At 29.1% G+C, this 23,878-nt stretch carries 24 protein-coding genes, 1 tRNA gene, 1 pseudogene and 1 riboswitch; of the genes and pseudogenes, 11 read left to right on the top strand and 15 right to left on the bottom strand.

The window, feature by feature from the left end:
* Window positions 1-903 (top strand): lysophospholipase (locus ACY1IQ_RS20185; RefSeq protein WP_461615671.1); only part of this gene is annotated, 903 nt, incomplete at its 5' end.
* Window positions 904-994: 91 nt separating this feature from the next.
* Window positions 995-1,231: a PF20097 family protein gene (locus ACY1IQ_RS20180; RefSeq protein ID WP_461615670.1), complete on the top strand. Its 237-nt coding sequence runs from the start codon at window positions 995-997 to the stop codon at window positions 1,229-1,231.
* Between the two features lie 150 nt (window positions 1,232-1,381).
* Here ACY1IQ_RS20180 and thiC read toward each other — a convergent pair whose 3' ends face one another.
* From thiC to lipA, 4 genes are all read right to left on the bottom strand, one after another.
* Window positions 1,382-2,695 (bottom strand): phosphomethylpyrimidine synthase ThiC, encoded by a 1,314-nt coding sequence (gene thiC, locus ACY1IQ_RS20175; protein ID WP_461615669.1) that lies wholly within the window; start codon window positions 2,693-2,695, stop codon window positions 1,382-1,384.
* A complete protein-coding gene (gene thiE, locus ACY1IQ_RS20170; protein ID WP_461615668.1) occupies window positions 2,664-3,827 on the bottom strand; it encodes a thiamine phosphate synthase in 1,164 nt (387 codons plus the stop codon). The genes thiC and thiE overlap by 32 nt, the downstream gene beginning before the upstream one ends.
* 5 nt (window positions 3,828-3,832) lie before the next feature.
* Window positions 3,833-3,933, bottom strand: a riboswitch (TPP riboswitch).
* Between the two features lie 99 nt (window positions 3,934-4,032).
* The gene (locus ACY1IQ_RS20165) at window positions 4,033-4,839 is read right to left on the bottom strand and encodes an N-acetylmuramoyl-L-alanine amidase (RefSeq protein WP_461615667.1); all 807 of its coding nucleotides are present in this window, start codon (window positions 4,837-4,839) and stop codon (window positions 4,033-4,035) included.
* Window positions 4,840-5,441: 602 nt separating this feature from the next.
* Complete coding sequence (gene lipA, locus ACY1IQ_RS20160; protein WP_461615666.1) at window positions 5,442-6,308, bottom strand: lipoyl synthase; 867 nt, start codon at window positions 6,306-6,308, stop codon at window positions 5,442-5,444.
* A gap of 426 nt (window positions 6,309-6,734) precedes the next feature.
* Between lipA and ACY1IQ_RS20155 the strand changes: the two genes are divergently transcribed.
* Window positions 6,735-7,205 (top strand): PKD domain-containing protein, encoded by a 471-nt coding sequence (locus tag ACY1IQ_RS20155; RefSeq protein ID WP_461615665.1) that lies wholly within the window; start codon window positions 6,735-6,737, stop codon window positions 7,203-7,205.
* Between the two features lie 215 nt (window positions 7,206-7,420).
* Here the strand turns inward: ACY1IQ_RS20155 and ACY1IQ_RS20150 are convergent, their stop codons facing one another.
* The 3 genes from ACY1IQ_RS20150 to ACY1IQ_RS20140 form a co-directional block, all read right to left on the bottom strand.
* Window positions 7,421-8,218 (bottom strand): ZIP family metal transporter, encoded by a 798-nt coding sequence (locus ACY1IQ_RS20150; RefSeq protein WP_461615664.1) that lies wholly within the window; start codon window positions 8,216-8,218, stop codon window positions 7,421-7,423.
* Window positions 8,219-8,640: 422 nt separating this feature from the next.
* Entirely contained in the window at window positions 8,641-8,802 is a 162-nt protein-coding gene (locus ACY1IQ_RS20145) for an HAD family hydrolase (protein ID WP_461615673.1), read from the bottom strand.
* A gap of 445 nt (window positions 8,803-9,247) precedes the next feature.
* On the bottom strand, window positions 9,248-9,883 hold the full coding sequence (locus ACY1IQ_RS20140) for a flavodoxin family protein (protein WP_461615663.1): 636 nt from the start codon (window positions 9,881-9,883) through the stop codon (window positions 9,248-9,250).
* 595 nt (window positions 9,884-10,478) lie between these two features.
* Between ACY1IQ_RS20140 and ACY1IQ_RS20135 the strand changes: the two genes are divergently transcribed.
* The gene (locus ACY1IQ_RS20135; protein ID WP_461615662.1) at window positions 10,479-10,922 is read left to right on the top strand and encodes a MarR family winged helix-turn-helix transcriptional regulator; all 444 of its coding nucleotides are present in this window, start codon (window positions 10,479-10,481) and stop codon (window positions 10,920-10,922) included.
* Window positions 10,923-11,349: 427 nt separating this feature from the next.
* Here ACY1IQ_RS20135 and ACY1IQ_RS20130 read toward each other — a convergent pair whose 3' ends face one another.
* A complete protein-coding gene (locus ACY1IQ_RS20130; RefSeq protein ID WP_461615661.1) occupies window positions 11,350-11,802 on the bottom strand; it encodes a GNAT family N-acetyltransferase in 453 nt (150 codons plus the stop codon).
* Between the two features lie 215 nt (window positions 11,803-12,017).
* On the bottom strand, window positions 12,018-12,770 hold the full coding sequence (locus ACY1IQ_RS20125; protein ID WP_461615660.1) for a hypothetical protein: 753 nt from the start codon (window positions 12,768-12,770) through the stop codon (window positions 12,018-12,020).
* Between the two features lie 291 nt (window positions 12,771-13,061).
* Between ACY1IQ_RS20125 and ACY1IQ_RS20120 the strand changes: the two genes are divergently transcribed.
* The 7 genes and pseudogenes from ACY1IQ_RS20120 (at window position 13,062) to ACY1IQ_RS20090 (ending at window position 17,201) form a co-directional block, all read left to right on the top strand.
* Complete coding sequence (locus ACY1IQ_RS20120) at window positions 13,062-13,373, top strand: PadR family transcriptional regulator (RefSeq protein WP_291567420.1); 312 nt, start codon at window positions 13,062-13,064, stop codon at window positions 13,371-13,373.
* A gap of 12 nt (window positions 13,374-13,385) precedes the next feature.
* Complete coding sequence (locus tag ACY1IQ_RS20115; RefSeq protein WP_461615659.1) at window positions 13,386-13,649, top strand: DUF2812 domain-containing protein; 264 nt, start codon at window positions 13,386-13,388, stop codon at window positions 13,647-13,649.
* A 116-nt stretch (window positions 13,650-13,765) separates the two neighbouring features.
* On the top strand, window positions 13,766-13,990 hold the full coding sequence (locus ACY1IQ_RS20110; RefSeq protein ID WP_461615658.1) for a hypothetical protein: 225 nt from the start codon (window positions 13,766-13,768) through the stop codon (window positions 13,988-13,990).
* A 19-nt stretch (window positions 13,991-14,009) separates the two neighbouring features.
* Window positions 14,010-15,266 (top strand): erythromycin esterase family protein, encoded by a 1,257-nt coding sequence (locus ACY1IQ_RS20105; RefSeq protein WP_461615657.1) that lies wholly within the window; start codon window positions 14,010-14,012, stop codon window positions 15,264-15,266.
* 283 nt (window positions 15,267-15,549) lie between these two features.
* The gene (locus tag ACY1IQ_RS20100; protein ID WP_461615656.1) at window positions 15,550-16,359 is read left to right on the top strand and encodes an AraC family transcriptional regulator; all 810 of its coding nucleotides are present in this window, start codon (window positions 15,550-15,552) and stop codon (window positions 16,357-16,359) included.
* A 65-nt stretch (window positions 16,360-16,424) separates the two neighbouring features.
* Window positions 16,425-16,574, top strand: a pseudogene (locus ACY1IQ_RS20095) (EamA family transporter); the annotation flags it as partial.
* 198 nt (window positions 16,575-16,772) lie between these two features.
* On the top strand, window positions 16,773-17,201 hold the full coding sequence (locus ACY1IQ_RS20090; RefSeq protein ID WP_461615672.1) for a DUF2000 domain-containing protein: 429 nt from the start codon (window positions 16,773-16,775) through the stop codon (window positions 17,199-17,201).
* A 277-nt stretch (window positions 17,202-17,478) separates the two neighbouring features.
* Here the strand turns inward: ACY1IQ_RS20090 and ACY1IQ_RS20085 are convergent.
* The 6 genes from ACY1IQ_RS20085 to glsA all read right to left on the bottom strand — a co-directional run bounded on the left by ACY1IQ_RS20085 (window position 17,479) and on the right by glsA (window position 23,834).
* Window positions 17,479-17,565 (bottom strand) — tRNA-Leu (locus ACY1IQ_RS20085).
* 145 nt (window positions 17,566-17,710) lie between these two features.
* Entirely contained in the window at window positions 17,711-18,268 is a 558-nt protein-coding gene (locus tag ACY1IQ_RS20080) for a lytic transglycosylase domain-containing protein (protein ID WP_461615655.1), read from the bottom strand.
* On the bottom strand, window positions 18,255-18,884 hold the full coding sequence (coaE, locus tag ACY1IQ_RS20075; protein ID WP_461615654.1) for a dephospho-CoA kinase: 630 nt from the start codon (window positions 18,882-18,884) through the stop codon (window positions 18,255-18,257). The genes ACY1IQ_RS20080 and coaE overlap by 14 nt, the downstream gene beginning before the upstream one ends.
* Window positions 18,871-21,498, bottom strand: coding sequence for a DNA polymerase I (gene polA, locus ACY1IQ_RS20070; RefSeq protein WP_461615653.1), 2,628 nt, complete (start codon window positions 21,496-21,498; stop codon window positions 18,871-18,873). The genes coaE and polA overlap by 14 nt, the downstream gene beginning before the upstream one ends.
* A 59-nt stretch (window positions 21,499-21,557) precedes the next feature.
* Complete coding sequence (gene aroC, locus ACY1IQ_RS20065; protein WP_461615652.1) at window positions 21,558-22,682, bottom strand: chorismate synthase; 1,125 nt, start codon at window positions 22,680-22,682, stop codon at window positions 21,558-21,560.
* A 237-nt stretch (window positions 22,683-22,919) separates the two neighbouring features.
* Window positions 22,920-23,834 (bottom strand): glutaminase A, encoded by a 915-nt coding sequence (gene glsA, locus ACY1IQ_RS20060; RefSeq protein ID WP_461615651.1) that lies wholly within the window; start codon window positions 23,832-23,834, stop codon window positions 22,920-22,922.
* Window positions 23,835-23,878 lie beyond the last annotated feature (44 nt).

Below are 23,878 nucleotides of genomic sequence, written 5' to 3'. Positions count from 1 at the left end.
AAAGATTCATTAAAAATGAATATGTATAAATGGGAGCCAAAGAATAAGGATTCAGTTAAAGGAATTATTAATATTGCTCATGGAATGGCTGAATCTGCAATAAGATATAAAACATTTGCAAAAACATTAGTAGATAATGGATTTATAGTTTATGCTGGTGATCATAGAGGTCATGGATTAACTTGTAGTAATATTGAAGATTTAGGATATATATGTGATGATGATGGTTTTCACACCATGGTTGAAGATTTAAAGGAAATAAATAATTTTATAAAAGAAGAAAATCTCAATTTACCAATAATAATTATGGGCCATAGTATGGGGTCTTTTTTAACTCAAAGATATATAGAAGAATATGGGGATACTGTTAATGGTGCAATTATTTCAGGAACTAATGGAAATCCTGGCTTAATATTAAATTTTGGTATTTTTATATCTGGTATTGAAATGCGTATTCGTGGAAGAAAAGCAAAAAGTAAACTTTTAGATGGAATGATATTTGGAACTTATAATAAGAGAATACATAAAAATAAAACAAGAGTAGATTGGCTTACAAGAGATGAAGAAGAAGTGGAGAAATTTATAAATGACCCTTACTGTGGAACTATTTTTACAACTTCTTTTTTTTATGATTTAATGAAGGGGCTAAAGATAATTCATAAAGAAGAAAATTTAAATAAAATTCCTAAGAACTTACCTATACTCATTTTTTCTGGCGATGCTGATCCTGTTGGAAGATATGGAAAAGGAGTAGAAAATTTAATTAATTTATATGAGAGTTTAGGCATTAAAAATCTTCATTATAAAATCTATAAAGATGGAAGGCATGAAATGTTAAATGAAATAAATAATGAGGAAGTATTTGAAGATATCATAAACTGGTTAAATTTAGTGATTGTATAGTGTCTTAAAATATAATAATATTTTTCTTAAACTTTTAAAGCTTTTTATTAAAGTTATAAAATATAATAAATATTAAGGAGTAGATTTAGTTATGCAATGTCCCTATTGTGAAAATGAAATGTGTCCAGGAAATATTGAAGCTGATGGAAGAAGTAATTTAATATGGGTAGATTCAACTCACAAAAGAAGTATCTTTTCTAAACTTAAGGGTACAGATTGTATTATTTTAGATGAGACAGACCTTTTTACTAGATGTAAAGTTAGTGCATTTCACTGCGATAAATGTAAAAAAATAATTATAGATACAACATACTCTTTAATAAGGTAATTAACCTTTTCTTTATAATAAGATTTAAATTATCTATAAGATACGTGAAATTAAAAAAAGGTATATAATTTAAATTTATTTATCTAAATTATATACCTTCTGATTTTATATTTTATTAGATTTTATAAAATTAACTTTTGAAATGTTTTTTTAATCATCTTCTCTTAAAATATTTATATTTTTTCCTTGAAGAATTTTATTCATGTTTCTCATTGAGCACATTTTACCGCACATAGTGCAACTATCTTCATGTTCAGGCATGGATTCACGTCTATATCTTCTAGGTTTTTCTCCGTCAATAGCTAAATTAAACATTTCTTCCCAATCCAACGCTTGTCTTGCTTTGCTCATTTTATAATCTATATCTTTTGCACCCTTTACATTTTTAGCTATATCGGCAGCATGAGCGGCTATTTTAGAAGCAATTATCCCCTCTTTCATATCTTCTAAGTTTGGAAGTCTTAAATGCTCTGCTGGAGTTACATAGCATAAAAAGTCTGCTCCATAAGTAGCTGCAATAGCCCCACCAATTGCACTTGTAATGTGATCATATCCTGGTGCTATATCCGTAACTAATGGTCCTAATACATAGAAAGGTGCTCCATGACAAAGTTTTTTCTCAAGTAACATATTAGCTTCTATTTCGTTAATAGCCATATGACCTGGTCCTTCAATTATAACTTGTACATTTCTTTCCCATGCTCTTAAAGTAAGTTCTCCTAATATCATAAGTTCTTTTATTTGACAGGCATCAGTAGCATCATTTATAGAGCCTGGTCTGCAAGCATCACCTAAACTTAATGTTAGATCATATTTTTCACAAATGTCCAGTAATCTATCAAAATGCTCATAAAATGGATTTTCCTGATTATTTAATTCCATCCAAGCAAATAGTAATGATCCACCTCTTGAAACTATGTTAGTAAGTCTTTTATTTCGTTTAAAAGTATTTATAGTCTCTCTATTTAAGCCCGCATGGATAGTAACAAAATCTACTCCATCCATAGCATGTTTTTCAACTACATCGAAAAACTCATCTACAGTTATATCCTTGAGTTCTTTATCATAAAATCCCACTACATCATACATTGGAACAGTACCAATCATTGCAGGTGACATATCTATTAGTTTTTTTCTAAAATCATAAGTTTTACCATAATTACTTAAATCCATTATAGCTTCTGCTTTCATTTCTAAGGCTATTTTGACTTTTTCAAGTTCCGCTTCAATATTAGCACAATCCTTTGATATACCTAGATTTACATTAATTTTCGTTCTAAGACCTTGTCCAACACCTTCTGGTGACAAGCTCTTATGATTCTTATTTGCAGGTATTGCTATTTTACCCTCTGCAACTAAAATTCTTAACTGTTCTATATCTATGTTTTCCTTTTCTGCAACAATCTTCATTTCCTTTGTTATAATGTGCTTTTTAGCAGCATCCATTTGAGTTGTGTAGTTCATAGTTATCCTCCTCATTTATCCCATTTATTATTTTTCTAATATTATTAACTTTAGCCTTTATATTTTCTGTACTAATAAGTTCAGAAATCATAGCAAAGCATTTGCCTCCATGGCTTATTACATCCATTAAATTTTCTTCTTTTATGCCACCTATTGTTACGGAGGGTAATTTTATATTTTTTGACACCCATTTTAAATATTCTAGCCCTTCTGAATATTCTACATCTTTTTTAGTTGTAGTATTAAATATTGGGCCTATACCTATGTAATCAACCTTCTTTTCTAAAGCTAAAAGAGCTTGATTCTTATTATGAGTAGAAAGTCCAATTATCATATTAGGTGCTATTTTTCTTGCTTCTAGTGAATCCATATCTTCTTGCCCTAAATGTATACCATCAGCTTTTACTGCTAATGCAATATCAATATCATCATTTACAATAAAGGTTACATTATTTTTTTTAGTTAACTCTCTAATAATTTTACATTGATTTAATTTGTAAACTTTGTCTTTATTTTTCTCTCTATATTGAATTATTTTAATACCACTTTCAATTAGTTCTTTAGTTAGTTGAATATTATCTCTTCCATTAGAAAAATCTTCTCCTAAAATAGCATAAATATTGTCTTTAAAATAAAACTTTCTACTTGGATAAGTTTTTTCAAGATAATAAGATTTAAACCTTAAAGTCTCATATTTTTTACCATATTCATAGTAGCCTAATACTTTTAATAATTCCTCAATAGTTCTTAGTCCTTCTTGTATCCTTTTAAAATTAGATTTTATTAATGCTTCAATAGTTTCTTTTTTATCTACAGTAGTTTTTAAAGATATAGCAGCACCAATATCATTTACTGAATCTCTATAAGTTATAAGTTCATCACTGTCAAAAGTTTTTCTTACATCATGTCTTAATTGTCTAAGTTCTTTAGTTTTTATTTCATCATTATAGTAGAATCTACATAGGTCCTCTAATACTCTAACACCTTCAGATACCCTATTTATATTTGCATCAATAATTCTATATATAGACAAAATACTATCACCTCCTAAAACAAAATGTTGAAAGGTTATTATTTTTAATGTACTTTTATTAAAATTAAAAAGCTTGCCAAAGGCAAGCTTAAAATACATATAAAAGTGCATTTACTCTGCTTCCCTACGGTGGTATTAACCACATCAGGTTCAAGGGTTAGGCAAAATCTGCCCTCTCAGCCATAAGGCACCCCTAGCAATAAGGTTATTTAATTCTTTAACTTCATTATAACAATATTTAATATTTTTGCAACATATATCTAGAAATAATCAAATTATAAATTCTATTAAATGGATATTAGACTTATAAAATCTTTGCATAACTACTATTTATATATCCTCCACTATTGCCATAATATATAGAATACCAACCATTAGATTTTTTATATAACTTAACTTTATCATTCTTTTTTAGTTGTCCAATTACTGAATAGTTTATACTAGGTCCACTTCTTACATTTAAAATATCGGCAGTGATTTGTGCTATTTTATCTTTGATGGAATAATCATCATCTTCCATATTTTTTACAGGCATAGCTGGAATAGTTTCTTTATTATTATCATCAATACCAGTTAAGGCTTTAAATATACTTTTAGCTATGGTATAGGGCCCAAGTTTTTGCCATAAATTCATATCATTTTTATTATCTACAAATGCAACTTCTGGTAATATACAAGACATATTAGTTTCTCTAGGAACGTATAAGCTTTTATTTTCTTTTACTCCTCTATTTCTAAATCCTAAATTAGATATGGCATCAACTACTGCTTTAGCATAACTTGAAGCTAGTCCAGAATTGGAAAACACATATACTTCTGTACCATAACCATTTCCATCAGAGGAGTTATGATGCATGCATATATGAAGTTTCGATTTATAATTATTAGCTCTATTTACTTCTACTACTAGGCGTTCATTTGCAGATAAATCTTCACCATATGGTGTCACATCATATATTGTTAAATTGTATTTATTGCATAATTTAACAAATTCTTTGGTTATTGATTTATTTAATTCAGCTTCAATCCTATATCCTACAGCGCCAGAGTCTGTTTTAGTACAATGTCCTGCAGATATAGTTAGTTTATCACCTTTATTTATCAGTGCCATAATATTATCACCTCAATTATATATATGCATATAAAAGGATTATCAATATATGAAGTATGATTTTATTTTTAAGTTGTATTAATCAAACTCATAGGTTTCTATAGAAGCTTCTCTATTATAGATTTTTCACTAATAAATTAATAGTTATGAGAAACAAAGCATATAAATTAGCTCGTAAACCACTGTATTATTTTGCTAAGGAAAAAATACTCCACCGTAACTACAAGTATGCAAGAAATTATAAAGCAGCTAAGCTTAAATTCTGCCATTTTATCTTTAAAATACTCCCCTCGGAAAAGTGAAAAGAAATCTGGTGTAAAGGAATACCTAATACTTTCATTTAAATCATCAATACTATTAAATATTAACTTAAATATAGCCTTATAAATTGGTATATTTATTAATATTAGTATAAAAATAAGCATGTATATATTTCACTCCTTAAATTTTACTATATACCTATTATTGTAGAAATGTCTTATTTATCAATATATAGATTATATTATAACTAAAAAATAGTTAGCAATTACTAATCAAATTGAAAACCCAGTGCCGTAAAAGAGCATTGGGTCTTTAATTTAAATACAATATAATTCTATATTCTAAGCTTTTAATAAGCTTTCAAAAACTTCTGCCGCATAGTAGGAACTTCTTACTAATGGCCCACTAGCCACAAATTTAAAGCCTAAATCTTTACCGATAGTTTCATATTTTTTAAAAGTATTAGGATGAATATATTCTACAACATCTATATGTTCTTTTGATGGCATTAAATACTGTCCTATAGTTAATATATCGCAATCTACTTTCTTTAAATCCTTCATCAATTCTATAACCTCTTCCTCACTTTCACCTAATCCTACCATAAATCCAGATTTGGTTAAAATATTTGGATTTAGCATTTTTACGTTTTGTAAAAGCTCTAGAGATCTTTTATAAATTGCCATAGGACGAACTTTATTATATAAATTTTTTACAGTTTCAATATTATGATTAATTATTTCAGGATTAGAATTCACTACTGTTTTCAATGCCTCAATGTCGCCTTTAAAATCGGGTATTAACACCTCTGTCGTAACTTTTCTATCTAGCTTTTTTATTTCTTTTACAGTTTTTGCAAAATGATTAGCTCCACCATCAAGTAAATCATCCCTTGTAACTGAAGTAATTACTACATGTTTTAGGTTCATTTCCTTTACAGTTTGCGCTAAATTATATGGTTCCATCGGATCAACTTTTTCTGGGGCATCTTTTGTAACCTTACAAAACTTACAATTTCTAGTGCAATTTTTACCTAAAATCATAAATGCTGCTGTACATTTATTATAACATTCTCCATGATTAGGGCATCCTGCTTCTTCACAAACTGTATTTAACTTATACTGGCTTAGCAAAGAACTAACCTTATTGATATTTCTACCACTTTGTAATTTTACCTTTAACCATTCTGGTTTTCTTAAATATGTCATTAACCCACCTCTATTTCATATACTCCCTTTTAACTTTAAGCTATATATCATAATTACTTATATATAAATTATAACATCAATTTAAAAGAAAAATTGTAATATTATAGTAAAGTAATATATTTTTTCTTGTATTGCATTCTATATATAACATGTTTATGCATATTAAACATTTTAAAAGTTCATTTAATAATAAATATTTTTCATATTTAAAACAAATTTTAGACTAGGTATTTTTAAATATTTAAAATACCTATTAATTTTTCTTCCTTACCATTCATTTACAATATTATAATATATCGGTAACAGTTGTTAACAAATATGGAATATATACTTTATGTATTATCTAAAGGGGGATGCAATGGAATTAATAGTAATAAATTTTATCTAGTGAATTTAATTTAATGATATTAAGGGAGGAAATTTATTATGGTCAAAAAGAGTTTTTTTAAAAAAATAATTTCATTAACTACACTAGTATTAACTGTTTTACTATGCTCTTTCATCAATGTTTCAGCAAAAAATTTAACAGATGTATCTCTTCAAGGATATCCAGCATATGAGGTTATACCTTTAAAAGTAGACATTCAATCACTTAAAGGACCTTCTGGACCTATTGGTTTGATAAATAGCACTTTCGATTTTAAAGCTAATTTTAAAGATTTTAATGGAAATGAACCTTACTTAATTTCGAATTCATCCTATACTACAAAATATTTATGGGATTTTGGTGATGGAAACACTAGTAAGAGTAATTCACCAAGACATACTTATGCAAAACCTGGAATATATACTGTAAAAGTTAGTATAAAATGTTCCCCTTTACAAACTAGGCCAGGAGAACATCTTAATACGATATTTTATAGTGGAGAAGGAACACAAATTATTGAAGTAAGATAATTTGCGTAATCCTTAGAGGTACTTCCATGGAAGTTGAAATAAAAATAAATGATATATATACCACTACTAGAATCATTATCTATGCAATGAAGTCAGAGAAAAAAGACTTAGTCTGATTTAAAAATTATCATTAGATAGTATTAAATTGATAACAGCCTTGATGCACAAAAAAGTCATCAAGGCTGTTATTTTTTATCTATCTATAAAAAGACTATCTATCCTAACGCCACATCAAGAACCATCATAATAAGAAAACCAACCATTACTCCTATAGTTCCTGAATGCGAATGCTCTCCTAGATGAGCTTCAGGTATTAATTCTTCTACTACCACGTATATCATAGCACCTGCTGCAAAGGATAAAAACCAAGGCATAATTCCTTGAATTGAACCAACTAACAATACTCCAATAATTCCAGCTATAGGTTCCACTATGCCTGACAACGCTCCATATATAAAAGCTTTTGTATTTGATAATCCTTCTTTTTTAAGTGGCAATGATATAGCTGCCCCTTCTGGGAAGTTTTGTAGTGCCATTCCAATTGCAAGAGCTGATGCCGATGCAATGCTAACTGTAGAATGTCCACTTCCTGCAAGTCCAAAAGCAAGTCCAACAGCTAAACCTTCTGGAATATTGTGTAGAGTTACTGCAAATACAAGCATTGTGGTACGTTTTAAAGATGATGGAAGCCCCTCTGGATGATTGCTATCTAAATGAAGATGTGGCAATAAATTATCAAGTAAAAGTAAAAATAATCCACCGATAATAAAACCTCCTGCAGCTGGTATCCAACCAATCATTCCTTGTTCTTCTGCCATTTCTATAGAAGGAATAATAAGAGACCATACTGATGCTGCTATCATTACCCCTGCTGCAAAGCCTAAAAATATACGTTGCAAATTTGGCTTTATTTCTCCTCTAAAAAGAAACACCATTGCGGCACCTAAGGCTGTTGCTAAGAAAGTAAATCCTGTTCCTATGGCCGCAAGTGCAACCGGGCTTAATGTATTCATAAATGTCACCTCCAAGTAAATTCAAAATGTAATATAATAATCATTTATAACAAGTTAATATTCTTAGTAATTATAAAACTCTTAGTAATTCTATTAAACTACTACCTTCTACTGTTAAGCATATAATCAAATAAATACATTTAAATGATATTGATTATCAATTAATATTATATACCCTTAAATAATTTATATCAATATATAATATTAAATTATTAAATTAATTTACATAAAACACCGAAATTTTCCTTTTACAAGCTGCTTAAATTCAACTTTGTAGTGTAGGTCTACAATTATCCTTGGAAACTAACTTATAATATCTTGTAGATAATCTTTTATCTCCTTATAGCTCTTTACCTCTAAGAAATTTCTATTATTTTTATTCCTATCTACAATATTCTCTTGTTTATTAAACCAAATAGCTTTTATCTGGGCATTACATCATACTTAAAGCTATTTCCTATATACCATACCTGATTATTATCCAAACCTAATTTTTTTAATGCCAATTGAAAAATTCTTTTATCTAGCTTTCTAAAACCATATTCACTGGTTGATATAACAAATTCAAATCTACTAGCATCTATTCATAACTTCTTAATTCTGCCTTAATAATTTCTTCTGAAAAAGTAGAGTTCCTTAAGATAGCTTTTCTAATAACCTTCTTATCTTTTAAAGGATTATTTTTATGTATCTCCTATATCAAATAATCTAGCTTTAGGTTTATTCATTTTTTATTAATCCTATCTATAAATATTAAATAAGTAAACATATGACTTGTAGAAAATAATTAAGACTTTATTTATAGTAATATTTTACCACATAACCTTACTGTAAAGAAGTTCAACTATTTTAAATTTTTTTCTAACAGTACTATCAGTAATAAAATATAGTGCTAAAATTACTAACTTCTTAAAATAAAACCAAATAAAAAATGAAATGTGTAGCAATTCGTTACACATTTCATTTTTATCTCACATAAAATCTATTTATTTATCATTTGATATATCTTCATTCTTTCATAAACTAATTCTATCTTATAAAGTTCGTAAATACTTTACGTTCCTTCTCATTTTCTTCTATATTTTCTTTACCAGCCTCAATAACCTTCATAAGCCATGACATATTTTTGCCTAAAACTCTCATAATTTGCATTCCTTCTTCATCCTGAGTTGCTTCCCCTGGAACTGTACCATAAACTACATTCCAATAATTTGATGTAGGCATTACCATCTCTGAATAGTTAATATAATTATTTAATTGATTAAATACTGGAACCCCTCCAGATCTTCTTACAGCAACTACACTAGTGCCCACTTTATGTCTAAACATTCCTCCATTTGCAGAGGCTACATAAAATGCACGGTCTAAAAATGCTTTCATAGTTCCTGCTATAGCGGAGTAGTATACAGGAGATGCCAAAATAATTCCATCTGCATCCTTCATTTTCTGAATCCACTCATTAACTTCATCATTTTTAATAACACATTTTTCATTTTTGTTCCTACCGCATCCATTACATGCTAGACATCCTTGTATTAGCTTGTTTCCTACATGAACAATCTCTAATTCTATGTTTTCTTTTTCTAATTCTATTCCTACAGCTTTTATTGCTTCATAGGTATTTCCATTCTTTTTAGGACTTCCATTAAAAGCAACTACTTTCATAATATATCACCCCATACAATTTATATCTTTAATGATGTTATTATATGCCTTCATAATCTAATTAACAAGTACGCACTTTTCTGTTAGTAACTTACCTTTAGGTAACATTTATTATTATGAACCTTAGTCTATTGAACACGTAAACGTACAAAACATAAAAACAGCTACTATGTTGATGAAAACCAATAAGTTAGATAAAAGTTTAGCACATGTAAGATGAATGTACAATTGTTATAATAAAACTAAATAAACAACTATAAGAAAGTATATAAGATTAAGAAAAACAAGGTAAAATGAAAGGTGAATTAACTTATATTTAGCAATAGTTTTTAATTCTTATGAATTTTTAAGGTTATACTCTTTTGCACCAATGCTTTAGAAATAGATAAATATCATCTTTATAGAGTATGTTAAATTAGGTGTTATCTAAATTTTAAAAAAAATATTCTCATCACTTCTTGAATATAAATTTGTATTACATATACTAATTATATTGTTTGAAAGACTTAGCGTACTTGAGACTGTAATTGACTGATTATTTAAATAAGTGTATAATAATTCGAGAGTCGAAATGTTATATACAGGAGTTGAATATATGAGTATTTATGATGATACTTTAATAGAGAATATTGAGGTATTACTAAGAAGAGTTTGTTTTATTATTAAGAAAAGAGGAAGACGAATTTTAGATAATTATAATATAACTCCAGCACAGTTTGATGCACTACAATATCTTATATGTAATGGAGAATTAACAATAAGCGAATTAAGCTCTAAACTTTATCAAGTACCCAGTACTACTACAGATTTAATTGATAGAATGGAAAAAAATTTATTAGTTGAAAGAATAAAGGATCCTCGTGATAGACGAATTGTACGAATTAAAGTTTTAGATAAAGGTCATAAAGTTTTAGAAAATGTATTAATTGAAAGATGTAAGTTTTTAGATAATTCTTTGAAAGAAGTTTGTGACGAAGATAAATTAGAATTTACTAAATACTTAAAAATACTTTTTGATGCTAATAATAATCAAGAATAAATATAAGTCTTTTAAAGATATATTATGCAGTTTACATAAAGGCTCATAGTATTGTTATAATATAAATATAATTTTAATTTATAAGTTTCTTCATAGTAACACTTTTTCTAATTATGAGGAAATAGTTAATATATCGAAATGTTTAAAGGTAAAATAAATGAAAATTTTTTAGGTCTTTATTTTAAGCATCTAAAAAAACAACAACGTAGTATGTTACTTTATTTTTTCATCATACTACGTTGTCACAACTATTTATGGTACTATTATGAGTGAAATCTAACTCTATATTTAATTTTTAAATATGTGATTATTTTTGAAAGAAGTTATGAGAAATTCCCTTTACTTCATTTTGATTTTTTACACTCTTAGATGGGAATCAGTACTTGAAAAAAAGACTTTTATGTCTTTGAATTGCACTTTGATTATGCTACGTGGTTTTCAGCTGCATGGAATGTATAGATACTTTGAAGGATTCATTTCCAGGCATTGAACCCGAAAGAATCTCTACAGCTTCAAACCCCATTGCCTCATATAAGCGTAAGGCAGGCTCATTTCCCACCAAAGCTTCTAACATAAGCGGCCTACAAGTTGTATTTTCAATGACATGTTTAACTAAACTTTTTCCGATGCCCTGTCTCATAGCACTAGGATCGACATAAATCCACGCAATCTCATCTTTTGAATATGCCACAAATCCTACTAATTGACCAACTACCACCGTATAATCAAATAATCCCTCGTCAATGGCAGCCTGATCAAGTGGTATAAATGCATCTTCCAATCCAGCAAATTGAAGTTCTATTTTTCTAGCACAATCATGTATTTCCTCAATACGTGACCAATCTTGAGTTTTATACTCTCTTACAATAATATTCGACATAACAAATACCTCCAATTGTCTCCAGATAATTTTTAGAGCAGTTTTTAGAAAAAATCGTTAATATTTATAATGATGCACAGCATTTATAATTAATTTACCGATTTTATATTGTCATTCATACTTCCATATAATCTTCCATAGAGTCAATCACTTCTTGTGTCAAAACTGGAACCCCTATGGTCTCCAATAGATTTTTTATAAATAATAAAATATTTTTATTGTGGTGGACCACACTTAGAGCACGGAGTGTATCCTCTATTCATTGCATTTTCTAAAGTAGTTTCTATTTTACTTTTCGATAAGTATCCACACCAATCTGAATGATATTTTTTCCCAGTTTTAGTTATGTATACAACAACGCTTATATCATCATTTACTATTTGAGAGTCTAATTCTACTTCACATTCTATATTATTATTTTTATTAATACTGTTGTTTGCAATAGATTTTTCTAATTGTTTCTTTTCTTCTGCATCTCTTCGTGCTTTCTCCTCAGCTTCTTTTTTAACCTGTTCCTTTTTAGCTAGTTCTTCTCTAACCTGTTTTTCTTTTAATTCTACTTCTTTTTTTTCCTCTACTTCTCTTTTAGCTTTTTCTTCAGCTATCCTTTTTGCCTGCTCTTCTCTTTCATTTTTAGAGTTTTCTTCTAATAAACTTTCATTTGATGAAATAGAGTTCTTATTACTAATTATTTGTTGTATCTTTTTAGTAGTCTCATTAGAGGCTTCAAATTCAGTGGCTATCCCTCCAATTCCAGTAAGAACTGTACATAATAAAAATGCACTAATTATTTCTTTAATTATTATATTTCGAGATTTAAATTTGCTGCTTTTCTTAAATAAGAATATTAAGTAAGCTAGAGGCACTATTGTTAATAATAACCATGCAAATTTTGATGATATTATCATTGAGATGGTTAATATTATAAAAAATGTCATAAACCTCTTAATGGTACTATTATTCCTCATAAAATCTCCCCCTTTTATGATAACATTCTACAATTATCTAGTTCTCCCTTTTATAAGCAGTAAACAAATTCTTATTCTAATAAAAGAACTACCTAAAATTTATTGTAATAATAGATTAAAATAGATTTATTTAATTAAGGCTTAAAAAGAAATTTTATATTTTGATTGTAAGTTGTAATTTGGTAATAAGTTACACTTTTTGTTCCTATTGACATATACAGTTTGACGATATACAATATAACTATATAGTTGTACTATATAGTTATATTGTATAAAAAATGGAGGATAAAAATGAATTTGACAAAATTTTTGCCACTAACAGAAACTACATTTTACATTATGCTTGCATTGAAAGAACCAGCACATGGATACATTGTAATGCAAAAGGTGGAGAAATTGAGTGATGGTAAGGTTAGAATTGCTGCAGGAACTATGTATGGGGCTCTTGATAACCTAACAAAACAAAAACTGATTGAATCAGTAAAATCAGAAGATGCTCGAAGAAAGGTTTACAAACTTACTGATGCCGGACATGAGGTATTAAAGCTTGAGATAATGAGATTAAGGCATATTATTAAAATAGCAGAAGAATTTGGTTTTTAGGAGGAAATGAAGATGAAACAACTTAAAGTCTTTACCGATTTTGAACAGGAAGAACAATATCTAAATCATATGGCACAAAAAAGATTTGAATTTGTAAGGCATTCTGCTTTTGGAATATATCATTTTAAAAAAGCTGCTCCAAAGATTAGTTCTTACAAGGTGGATTATCGTATTTTTTATAAAAAATCAAATTTCCTAGATTACATTTCTATGTTTGAAGATAGTGCTGGAAACATATTTATGGAACACAAGGGTCCGGTCAGCAATACTTTTTAAAATTATCAAAGGAAGCTACATCTGATATATTTTCAGACGAGAAATCAAGAGCAGAGCGGTATGTCCGCCTACAACATAGATGCTTAGAATGGTTCCTTTGCATAATAGCTGTAACATTGGTAAGCACTAATTTCAATTTATCTGAGCTTTTCTTTTTAACACCAGGTCTTTGGGAAAGAGAAGGAGCGGAATTTTGGAAAGCTTTCTGGTTTGAATTTCCATTCATGCTTATGAGAGTTCTTCCCATTGCTTTTTGTATAATTGGTACTGTTTTGAACGGATATTGGGCAAGAAAAGCAAAAAAGGCATATGAGAATTTTTTATCATATAAGGAAATTTAATTGAGAGGTGTATATTAAATTGAAAAAGAAAAACTTTCTATTACTATTTACATTTATACTTACGATAATATCACTATTTTCTGGCTGTAAAAAAGAAACAAAATCAGTAGAAAATATGGAACAATATATTACAGGAATTGATTCTATTACAATGCCAGACAACATTAAAATTGTAGGACTTGGAGAAGCTACCCATGGAAATGCAGAGTTCCAAATATTAAAAAAAGAAGTCTTTGAAGCATTAGTGAAGAATAATGGTTGCAAGATTTTTGCTATTGAAGCAGATTTTGGTGGATGTCAAAAAGTCAATGATTATGTTCTAAATGGAAAAGGAACTGCAAAAGAAGCAGTTTCTCAAATTGGATTTGGTATCTATATAACAGAGGAAATGGTTGACTTAATTCAATGGATACATGATTATAACAAGAATTTGAACGAATCCCAAAAAATCAAGTTCTATGGCTTTGATATGCAAAGATATGATAACAATAAAGAAGGATTGTTATCATATATTGAAAAAATAAACTCAGATATGGCAAGCAAGTATAAAGATTTACTAGTAGACTTAAATGATGATACTGTATATACGCAAGATCCATCAAAAGTGAAAGAAGCATTAAAGAATATAGAAAATTTAATATCCGAAATGGAATTAAATAAGAATAGATATATAAAAGCAACAAATGAAAAAGAGTATTCTTTAGCACTTCAGTTTGCTCAATCCATAAAAGAAAATGCCACTTTACGTGATGGTAAGGTTAATTACTCACAGATGAGAGATGAATACATGAGCAATAAAGTAAAATGGATACTAGAACATGAAGGAAGTGACATGATGTTTATTAACAGTCATAATGGACATATTGAAAAATCTTCAGCTTCACCTGTTTATACTTCTATGGGCAATCATTTGGCTGATGAATTTGGCGATGCTTATTATGCAATTGGAACAGATTTTTATAATAGTACTTTTACAGCAGTTACATCAAATGATGAAGTTAAAAACTTTACTCTTACAAATCAAAATGAACTTGTGGACCAATTTATAGATTTACCTAGAAATGAATACTTTATGGATTTTGAAAAAGCGAAATCTAATCCGATTTTAAAAAGCATTATTGACGAAAAGCAACCAATGGCAAATATCGGTGCTGAATTTAATGATTGGCAGGGAAAAATTAAAAAATTCTATACCTTAAACATGATTCCAAGCAAAGCCTATAATGGAATTATTGTAGTTAAAAATGCAACACCAAGAACGGTTATAGAAGATTAACCTAATTGTAGATAATTATTTTACCTACAGGACCCTCACACCACCGTTTACCAATCTGGTACACGGTGGTTATTTAAGTTGAATGAATTTTAATATATTAACTAGTTATGTTTTTAGACATAACTTTGAAAAGTATAGATTGATTATTATATCCCATAAAAATGAGCGGGAGAAATAAGCCCGATCATTTCTCAGCAATAATACAAAATGTAAATATCATTCAAGATTTTTTCGGTATAAAGAGATATAGTATTATTATTCATTTTAGAAAGGAGATGATTTTATGGACGAGGAGCGCATCGTTGTATATGATGAAGAATTGCAAGTTGAGGCATACCGTTTCAACGGCATTATGCAAAAATTCCCCAACCACTTTCACGAACACTATGTGGTTGGTTTTGTTGAAAACGGGCGTCGCAGTTTATCTTGTAAAAATAAAGAGTATACAATAGATTCCAATGATATTGTGCTCTTTAATCCAGGGGATAACCATAGCTGCTGTCAGGTGGATTCCAACGCACTAGATTGGCGTTGCATAAATATTAACAAAGGCATTATGCAAACTGTGACAAAAGAAATAACTGGTGAGGGCTATCTGCCGATATTCACCTCTACCGTTATTTATCGTAGCGAGCTCGCCATTCGTTTAAAAGATTTGCATGAACTAATATTACAGGGCGAAAAAGAGTTTAAAAAAGAAGAAATTTTCTATTTCCTTATTGAAGAATTAATTGCGGATTACACAGAGCCGGTTGCCAAAACCTTGTGCGATACGAGCGCGGAAATTCAAAAGGTGTGTGACTACATGGACAGAAATTATGTCGAGAATGTCAGTCTCGACGATTTATCAGAAATAGCTGGTTTAAAAAAATACACCCTTTTGCGTTATTTTGTTCAACAACGCGGAGTGACGCCGTATCAGTATTTAGAAGCTGTGCGAGTAAATGAAGCAAAAAAACGATTGGAGCAAGGTGTTCCACCGATTGACGCTGCCTTGCAATCTGGATTTACTGACCAAAGCCATTTTACGCGTTTTTTTAAAAACTATATTGGTTTAACGCCTAGACAGTACCAAGACATATTCAAAGAATGATAGGAGGCGTATACATGAAAGAAGATTTGTAGATAGCAGAGCACTTATCTGCTACTGGTACTATTTTGATATGGGGAACCACTTTTATTTCAACCAAAGTTTTGCTGAGTAATTTTGCGCCTATAGAGATTTTATTCTTTCGGTTTATGCTGGGTTTTATAGCATTGCTAATCGTTTACCCTCGTAGATTAAAAGGCACTATTTCAGCTAAACCCTCTGGGTCATGTATTGGCGCTTTTAGCGGCGTTTCTATGGGCTTGTTATTCTATACTTACACGAAAAATCAGCCATATGGGTTATCATACAATCCAAACCACGAGAAGAATATTTTTTTACGGTTTGCTTTTATTATATGCACATGCCTTACATTGGCGGGATTATTTATATCAGAAAAAAGATGGGAGGAACAAAAAATGAGTGAGAACAAACAAGAGAAAAAATGCATCATGGTGATTGACGAGAACCTACCGCTTGGTATTATCGCTAATACCGCTGCGGTTATGGGGATTACGCTAGGAAAGGAAAACGCTGATACTGTGGGTGTGAATGTATATGACGGAACAGGCAGAGAGCATTTGGGCATTATTGAGTTTCCGGTACCTATTCTGAAAGGTAACTCGGAAATAATAAAGGATTTAAGAGAAAAGCTATATTCTCATGAATATGCGGAGCTAACTGTTGTAGATTTTTCGGACGTTGCACAAAGCTGCAAAACCTATAATGAATTTATTACTAAGATTGCTGGTGTGGCGGAGCAGGACTTAAACTATTTTGGTTTGGCAATCTGCGGCAAGAAAAAGCTGGTAAACAAGCTAACGGGTAATATGCCGCTTCTTAGATAAATAGATTATGAGCAAAAGGCCGTGTGTGCATTTTAGCATATCCGGCCTCACTTTTTAACGATTGTCCGGAGGAACGGTAAAAGCATTAAGTGAGTGCGTCGAGGATATCCGTAATAAATACACGGCCCAATGACGCTGGACTTCTGCTCCATTGGCACAAAACTAAAAAATAGATAAAGCCCGGAAACCGCAGTAATACAGCGGTTTCCGGGCTTACATACAAAAAAGGCCCTCCGATATGGAAAGCCTTTTTTGTATCAAAGTTTGTCCTTTGACATGGTGCGGAGAACGGGACTTGAACCCGTACGAGTGTACACTCGCCACCCCCTCAAGATGGTGCGTCTGCCAATTCCGCCATCCCCGCATATATGCAATATAAACTTGTATTATAATAATATCATATTTACATTATTATAACAATGATATTTATAGATTTTTAGTTAATATTGTGTTTTTATATATAAAGAAATATAATTTCTAAATTTTAAAAAGGCACTGAAAAGTGCCTTTTATTTTAAATCATATAACTTCTTATAAATTTTATAATTTTTATTTACTTTTTTTACATAACCATCAGTTTCTTTAAATGGAATTAAATGAAGGTTTTTACCATCTTTAGAATATTCTTCATCGTTAAGCCATTTTTGGACATTACCTCTTCCACCATTATAAGCAGCTAAAATTAAGTTAATGTCACCATTAAATTCTTTACTTAAATTATCTAAATACCAACATCCCATTTTTATATTTATTTCAGGTGTATATAAAGCATCATAAGTAATTTCCTTCATGCCACTTTGAGCAGCTATCCAATCAGCAGTATCCGGCATAATTTGCATAAGTCCGTAAGCACCCCTATGAGATAGTGCATCCTTATCAAAGTTGCTTTCTGCTTTAATTACTGCTGCCACCAAATTTGGATCTAAATTATATTCCTTAGAATAAGTGAGTATGTGCTCTTGGTAATTTAAAGGATATATAGTTTTGATGATGTTTTTATAGTTAAAAACCATATAAATCATCAAGATAAATATACATAGTTTAATTAATGCTTTAAATTTTTTCATTGTTCCCCCTTACTAATAAATTAAAAATTATATTATCCAATTGTTCTTCTGTATGTGAAATTGTATCACTATTATCAATAGTATAGGTAGCGTATTTAAGTTTTTCTTTTAATGGCATTTGACTGTTAATCCTATTTAATGCATCTTTTTTACTTAAGGAATCTCTTGCCATTACTCTTTCGATTTGAATTTCTTCATTTACTACTATAACTATTACTTCATCCATATATTTATGAAGATTGTTTTCAATTAGTGTAGGAGCATCAACTATACAAAGTTTTTCTCCAGCTTTCACGTACTTCTCTATTTTATCAAAAATTTCTTTTTTAATATAGGGTATTATTATATTTTCCAACTTTTTTTTAAAAATTTCATTAGAAAATATAATAGCTCCTAATTTTTTTCTATCTAAATTATCATTTTCATCAAAAACTTCTTCACCAAATTCTTTCTTTATTGACCATAGAACCTCTGGATAAATAATTAATACCTCTCTTGAAATTTCATCTGCGTCAATTACTGGAATATTTCTTTCTATAAGCATGTTTGAAACAGTACTTTTACCACTGCCTATACCTCCAGTAAGACCTACTATTATGGTACTATTTTGCTTCATACCAAGTTTCTCCAATATTTATATCTACTTCAAGAGGAACGCTTAAATCTAAAACTTCTTCCATTTCTTTTTTTACTAGAGTTGTAACTTCATCTAATTCATCTTTATAAACATTTAGTATTAATTCGTCATGAACTTGCAATATAAGCTTACTTTTTAAATTTCTCTTAGTCAATTCTTTATAAACATTAACCATTGCAAGCTTAATTATATCTGCTGCACTACCTTGAATAGGTGCATTCATAGCTAATCTTTTACCTAAGGCTTTCAAAATTTTATTAGAAGCAGTTATTTCAGGAATGAATCTTCTTCTATTTAAAATAGTTGTGACATATTGTTTGCTTTCTGCCTCATTTATTACATTATCCATATATTCTTTAACTTTAGGATATCTTTCTAAATAATTATCAATATATCTTTTAGCTTCAGCTTTTGTAATATTTAAATCTTGAGCTAAACTAAAATCTCCTATACCATAAACAATTCCAAAATTTACTGCTTTAGCATTGCTTCTCATTGTAGAAGTAACTTCATCGATAGGAACACCAAATACCTCTGATGCTGTTATAGTATGGATGTCACTATGTTTTTTAAAAGCATTGATTAGATTTTCATCCTGAGAAATATGAGCTAATACTCTAAGTTCGATTTGAGAGTAGTCTGCCGATAAAATAATAGAATTTTCGTTCTCAGGAATAAATACCTTTCTTATTGCTCTTCCCATTTCATATTTTATTGGTATATTTTGAAGGTTTGGTTCTGTACTTGATAATCTACCTGTAGTTGTAACAGTTTGATTAAAACTAGAATGAATTTTTCCATCAATATCAATAACCGCCTTAAGTCCTTCAATATATGTGGAATAAAGTTTAGTCAATTGTCTATAATAAATTATTTTTTCTATAATAGGATGTTTATCTTTTAAAGCATCTAATACTTCTGCATTAGTAGAATAGCCTGTTTTAGTTTTCTTTATTACAGGTAAATCAAGTTTTTCAAATAATATCTTTCCTAATTGCTTTGGTGAATTTATATTAAAATTTTCATCTGAAATCTCATATATTGATTTAGAAGTGCTATCAATTTCTTCTTTAAAGTTTTCACCAAGTTCCTCTAATTTTTCTCTATGGATTTTAAAACCTGCACATTCCATAATAGAAATAGCTTTAGTTAACGGTTGTTCAATTTCATATAGAAGATTACTCATATTAAGTTCTTCTATTGTTTTCTTTTCTTCCTCATAAACTTTAGGAAGCATAGCTAAAGAATTAATCTCTAATTCTAAATTCTCTCCGCCAACTGTTTCATTTATAAAGTCTTCTATAAGAGTTTTTAAACTATATTCTGATTTAGAAGAGTCTATTAAATAAGCAGCAATTTCACTGTCAAATTCTACTGATTTTAAATCAATATTTAATTTATTTAAAGCTGTATATACATTTTTTAATCCATGAGAAACTTTTTTTATTTCTTCATTTTCAAATAAAGTTTTTAGAATTTCTATTGTTTCATTTCGATTCTTATTGATAAGTTCACTCATATTAATGATGTAATATTTACTATTATGAATAATAAATATATATTCAATTTCTAGTTTTGAATATACATTTACATCTTTAAGCTTAAAAGTTAAAAACACTCTTTCTTTTATATCATTTATTAATTCTTTTAATTCTGTTAAATCTTCAATCGTTGTATATTCCATATTAATTACAGCTTTTTCTTCAATGTTATCTTGCTCATTTATATTATCTATTTTAGATAACAATGATTTGAATTGCAGCTTATGGAATAATTCTTTTAGCCCTTTATTATCATATTCTTTTTTAGATCTTATAGAGTTCAAATTCATTTCCACAGGTACATCAGTAATTATAGTAGCAAGCTTTTTACTAAATATTGCTTGTTCACTATGCTCAATTAAATTTTCTTTTAACTTTTTTCCACTAACATTTTCTAAATTTTGTAGAAGATTTTCTATACTGCCATATTCTTTTATAAGCTTAAATGCAGTTTTCTCCCCTATGCCAGGTACCCCAGGAATATTATCAGATTTATCTCCCATTAATCCCTTTACATCTATAAATTGTTTTGGAGTAACTCCAAACTCTTCAATCATTCTATTTTTATCGTAAATTTCTTTTTCTGTCATACCTTTTTTATTAATAACTATTTTAACGTTGTCTGTGGCTAATTGAAGTGCATCTTTATCTCCTGTTACTATATATACCTCAATATTATTTTCTTCTGCAAATACAGATAAAGTTCCTATTAAATCATCAGCTTCATAACCATCAATTTCAAATATATTAATAGCCATTTTTTGTAATAAATCTTTTACTATTGGAAATTGCATTCCAAGTTCGTCAGGCATTTTTTTTCTTCCAGCTTTATATTCATCATATTCTACATGTCTAAAGGTAGGAGCAGCTCTATCAAAAGCTGTAACAATATAATCAGGCTTTATATCTTCAATCATTTTAAATAACATATTTGTAAATCCATACACTGCATTAGTATAGATTCCTTCTGAATTGGTTAATGCAGGCATAGCATAAAAGGCTCTGTATAATAAACTATTACCATCCAAAATTAATAATCTCTCTTTTGACATAATTTCACCTCTATTTATTTATTGGCCAATCTTAAAAGAAAATTTTATAGCTATAAGGTTTATTTATTAAGATATCTCTTTAAACTATTAAAATCATCACTAGGGTAGGTGTTTAAGATTTCCTTTAAAAGTTCAAAAGCTATTACATTTTCAAGAACTACTGATGCGGGAACTACTCCACATACATCAGATCTTTCATATCTTGTTATTATATTAGTTTTATCTCTTAAATTTATAGATTTTAAAGGTTTTTTAACTGTAGGTATTGGTTTCATAAAAGCAGTTATTTTAATATTTTCTCCATTAGATATTCCTGCCTCAATTCCTCCAGCATTGTTAGAAGTTCTTTTTATAGTATTCTTTTCAAAGTAAATTTCATCATTAAATCTACTTCCAAAAACTTTATCTTTATTTAGTATATCACCAAATTCTACTGCTTTAATACCTTGAACAGACATAATACCGAAGGATAAAATAGCATCAAGTTTTCTGTCATAATGAGCATAACTTCCAATTCCCATAGGAACATTACTTACTTCAAGTTTAATGCTACCTCCTAATGTGTCTCCTTCAACCTTACATAAATCTATTTGTTTTTTAACTTTTTCTTCTATAGTTTTGTTATAAACTCTCAGCTCACTATTATTAATGGCTTTATATATACCATTATCAAATAAATCTACATTATCATCACAATAAGTTCCGATAGTATGCACTTTGCTTCTTATTTCTATATCTAAAGACTTTAATATGTTTTTACAAATAGCACCTACTGCCGTTCTTATCGCAGTTTCTCTAGCAGAAGTTCTTTCAATAGAATTTCTAATATCTCCAGTATTATATTTATAAAAACCTACTAAATCACCATGTCCAGGTCTAGGAATGATTATTTTGTTTTCCTCCTCTGGTTCTTTGTTCATAATTTCTTTCCAGTTTTCATAATCTTTATTAAATATAACTAAGGTTAGAGGATTTCCTGTTGTTGTATTTCCTCTTAATCCACACCAAATTTCAACAGAGTCTTTTTCAATTTTCATTCTTCCACCTCTGCCATAACCCTGTTGTCTTCTACTTAACTCATTATTTATAAAATCTATATCTAACTGAAAATTTGATGGAATACCTTCTAATATAGCAACTAAAGCTTTACCATGAGATTCTCCACTATCTAAAAATCTTAACATCCCATTTCTCCATTCTTAGTCAATATTTATTATGATAGTTTATTATAGCATTACTTACTATTATTAACAACAAAGCAACTATCTTATTAATTATTATGTCCAATATATTTTAAATAAAGGCTACAGTAAAAATAGTAGTTTTAAAATTAATTGTAAAAAAACAAGAGATAAATATCATCTCCTGTTTTTATATAACTTGTTAAAAACCTTAAGAATACTTTCTATTAATCAAAAGTATTAGAATATACTTAAATCTAATTCTCTTGATAAATTCTCTAATACTCTAATTCCACCTATACTATTTCCTTTTGGATCTAATGAAGGACCTACAACTCCAATTCCCATCCTTCTAGGTACTGCTGCCATTATTCCACCGCCTACACCACTTTTTGCAGGAATACCTATATGTACAGCAAAATTACCAGATTCATCATACATGCCACAAGTAACCATTATTGTCTTTATTATTCTACAAGCTTCTCTTGAAATCACTCTTTCCTGATTCATTAACACTCCTTCATTAGCAAGCATTGCACCTATCCTTGCTATGTCCTTGCATGTAACCTCCATAGAACATGCTTTAAAATAGACATCTAGTATTTCGTCTACATCACCTTCAATAATGCCATTGCTCTTCATATAATAAGCTAATGCTCTATTTCTATCTCCAGTAGCTTTCTCACTTTCGTATACTTCATTATTTATGTCTATGAAATTGTTTTCACAAATTTTTCTAGTAAAGCTGAGTATGTTATTAAATTTCTCTTCTGAATTCTTACCAGAAATTAAAGAACTTGTTGCTATAGCTCCTGCATTAATCATTGGATTTAAAGGTTTCCTTTGAGGGCTTGTCTCTAAATTCGTTATTGAATTAAAAGAAAGCTCTGTAGGCTCCATTCCTACCTTTGAGAAAACATATTCTATACCATTATTAAGAATTGCAAGCATTAATGTAATTACCTTTGATATACTTTGTATAGTAAATTTAGTTTCGTAATCACCAGAATAATATTCCTTTCCATCTAAAGTTGTTACGCAAATACCTAAAACATTTGAATTTGCTTTTGCCAGTTCTGGTATATAAGAAGCTACAGTACCTTTACTAGTCCATTCTCTATTGTTTTCAATTATAGTATCTAATATTCTTTTCATAACCACACCTCTTTATGAATATAAGTATCTAAATTATTACAACC

It is taken from the genome of Clostridium sp. Marseille-QA1073, from assembly GCF_054863625.1.
This window is presented reverse-complemented; position numbering and strand designations above follow the sequence as displayed.

Coding starts and splice junctions, on each gene's coding strand:
- ACY1IQ_RS20155 (WP_461615665.1), top strand. CDS start 6,735: ATGGTCAAAAAGAGTTTTTTTAAAAAAATAATTTCATTAACTACACTA.
- thiC (WP_461615669.1), bottom strand. CDS start 2,695: ATGAACTACACAACTCAAATGGATGCTGCTAAAAAGCACATTATAACA.
- ACY1IQ_RS20165 (WP_461615667.1), bottom strand. CDS start 4,839: ATGGCACTGATAAATAAAGGTGATAAACTAACTATATCTGCAGGACAT.
- ACY1IQ_RS20090 (WP_461615672.1), top strand. CDS start 16,773: ATGAGTGAGAACAAACAAGAGAAAAAATGCATCATGGTGATTGACGAG.
- ACY1IQ_RS20135 (WP_461615662.1), top strand. CDS start 10,479: ATGAGTATTTATGATGATACTTTAATAGAGAATATTGAGGTATTACTA.
- ACY1IQ_RS20125 (WP_461615660.1), bottom strand. CDS start 12,770: ATGAGGAATAATAGTACCATTAAGAGGTTTATGACATTTTTTATAATA.
- coaE (WP_461615654.1), bottom strand. CDS start 18,884: ATGAAGCAAAATAGTACCATAATAGTAGGTCTTACTGGAGGTATAGGC.
- ACY1IQ_RS20100 (WP_461615656.1), top strand. CDS start 15,550: ATGGACGAGGAGCGCATCGTTGTATATGATGAAGAATTGCAAGTTGAG.
- ACY1IQ_RS20180 (WP_461615670.1), top strand. CDS start 995: ATGCAATGTCCCTATTGTGAAAATGAAATGTGTCCAGGAAATATTGAA.
- thiE (WP_461615668.1), bottom strand. CDS start 3,827: ATGTATTTTAAGCTTGCCTTTGGCAAGCTTTTTAATTTTAATAAAAGT.
- lipA (WP_461615666.1), bottom strand. CDS start 6,308: ATGACATATTTAAGAAAACCAGAATGGTTAAAGGTAAAATTACAAAGT.
- ACY1IQ_RS20150 (WP_461615664.1), bottom strand. CDS start 8,218: ATGAATACATTAAGCCCGGTTGCACTTGCGGCCATAGGAACAGGATTT.
- aroC (WP_461615652.1), bottom strand. CDS start 22,682: ATGTTAAGATTTTTAGATAGTGGAGAATCTCATGGTAAAGCTTTAGTT.
- ACY1IQ_RS20130 (WP_461615661.1), bottom strand. CDS start 11,802: ATGTCGAATATTATTGTAAGAGAGTATAAAACTCAAGATTGGTCACGT.
- ACY1IQ_RS20080 (WP_461615655.1), bottom strand. CDS start 18,268: ATGAAAAAATTTAAAGCATTAATTAAACTATGTATATTTATCTTGATG.
- glsA (WP_461615651.1), bottom strand. CDS start 23,834: ATGAAAAGAATATTAGATACTATAATTGAAAACAATAGAGAATGGACT.
- polA (WP_461615653.1), bottom strand. CDS start 21,498: ATGTCAAAAGAGAGATTATTAATTTTGGATGGTAATAGTTTATTATAC.
- ACY1IQ_RS20140 (WP_461615663.1), bottom strand. CDS start 9,883: ATGAAAGTAGTTGCTTTTAATGGAAGTCCTAAAAAGAATGGAAATACC.
- ACY1IQ_RS20115 (WP_461615659.1), top strand. CDS start 13,386: ATGAAACAACTTAAAGTCTTTACCGATTTTGAACAGGAAGAACAATAT.
- ACY1IQ_RS20120 (WP_291567420.1), top strand. CDS start 13,062: ATGAATTTGACAAAATTTTTGCCACTAACAGAAACTACATTTTACATT.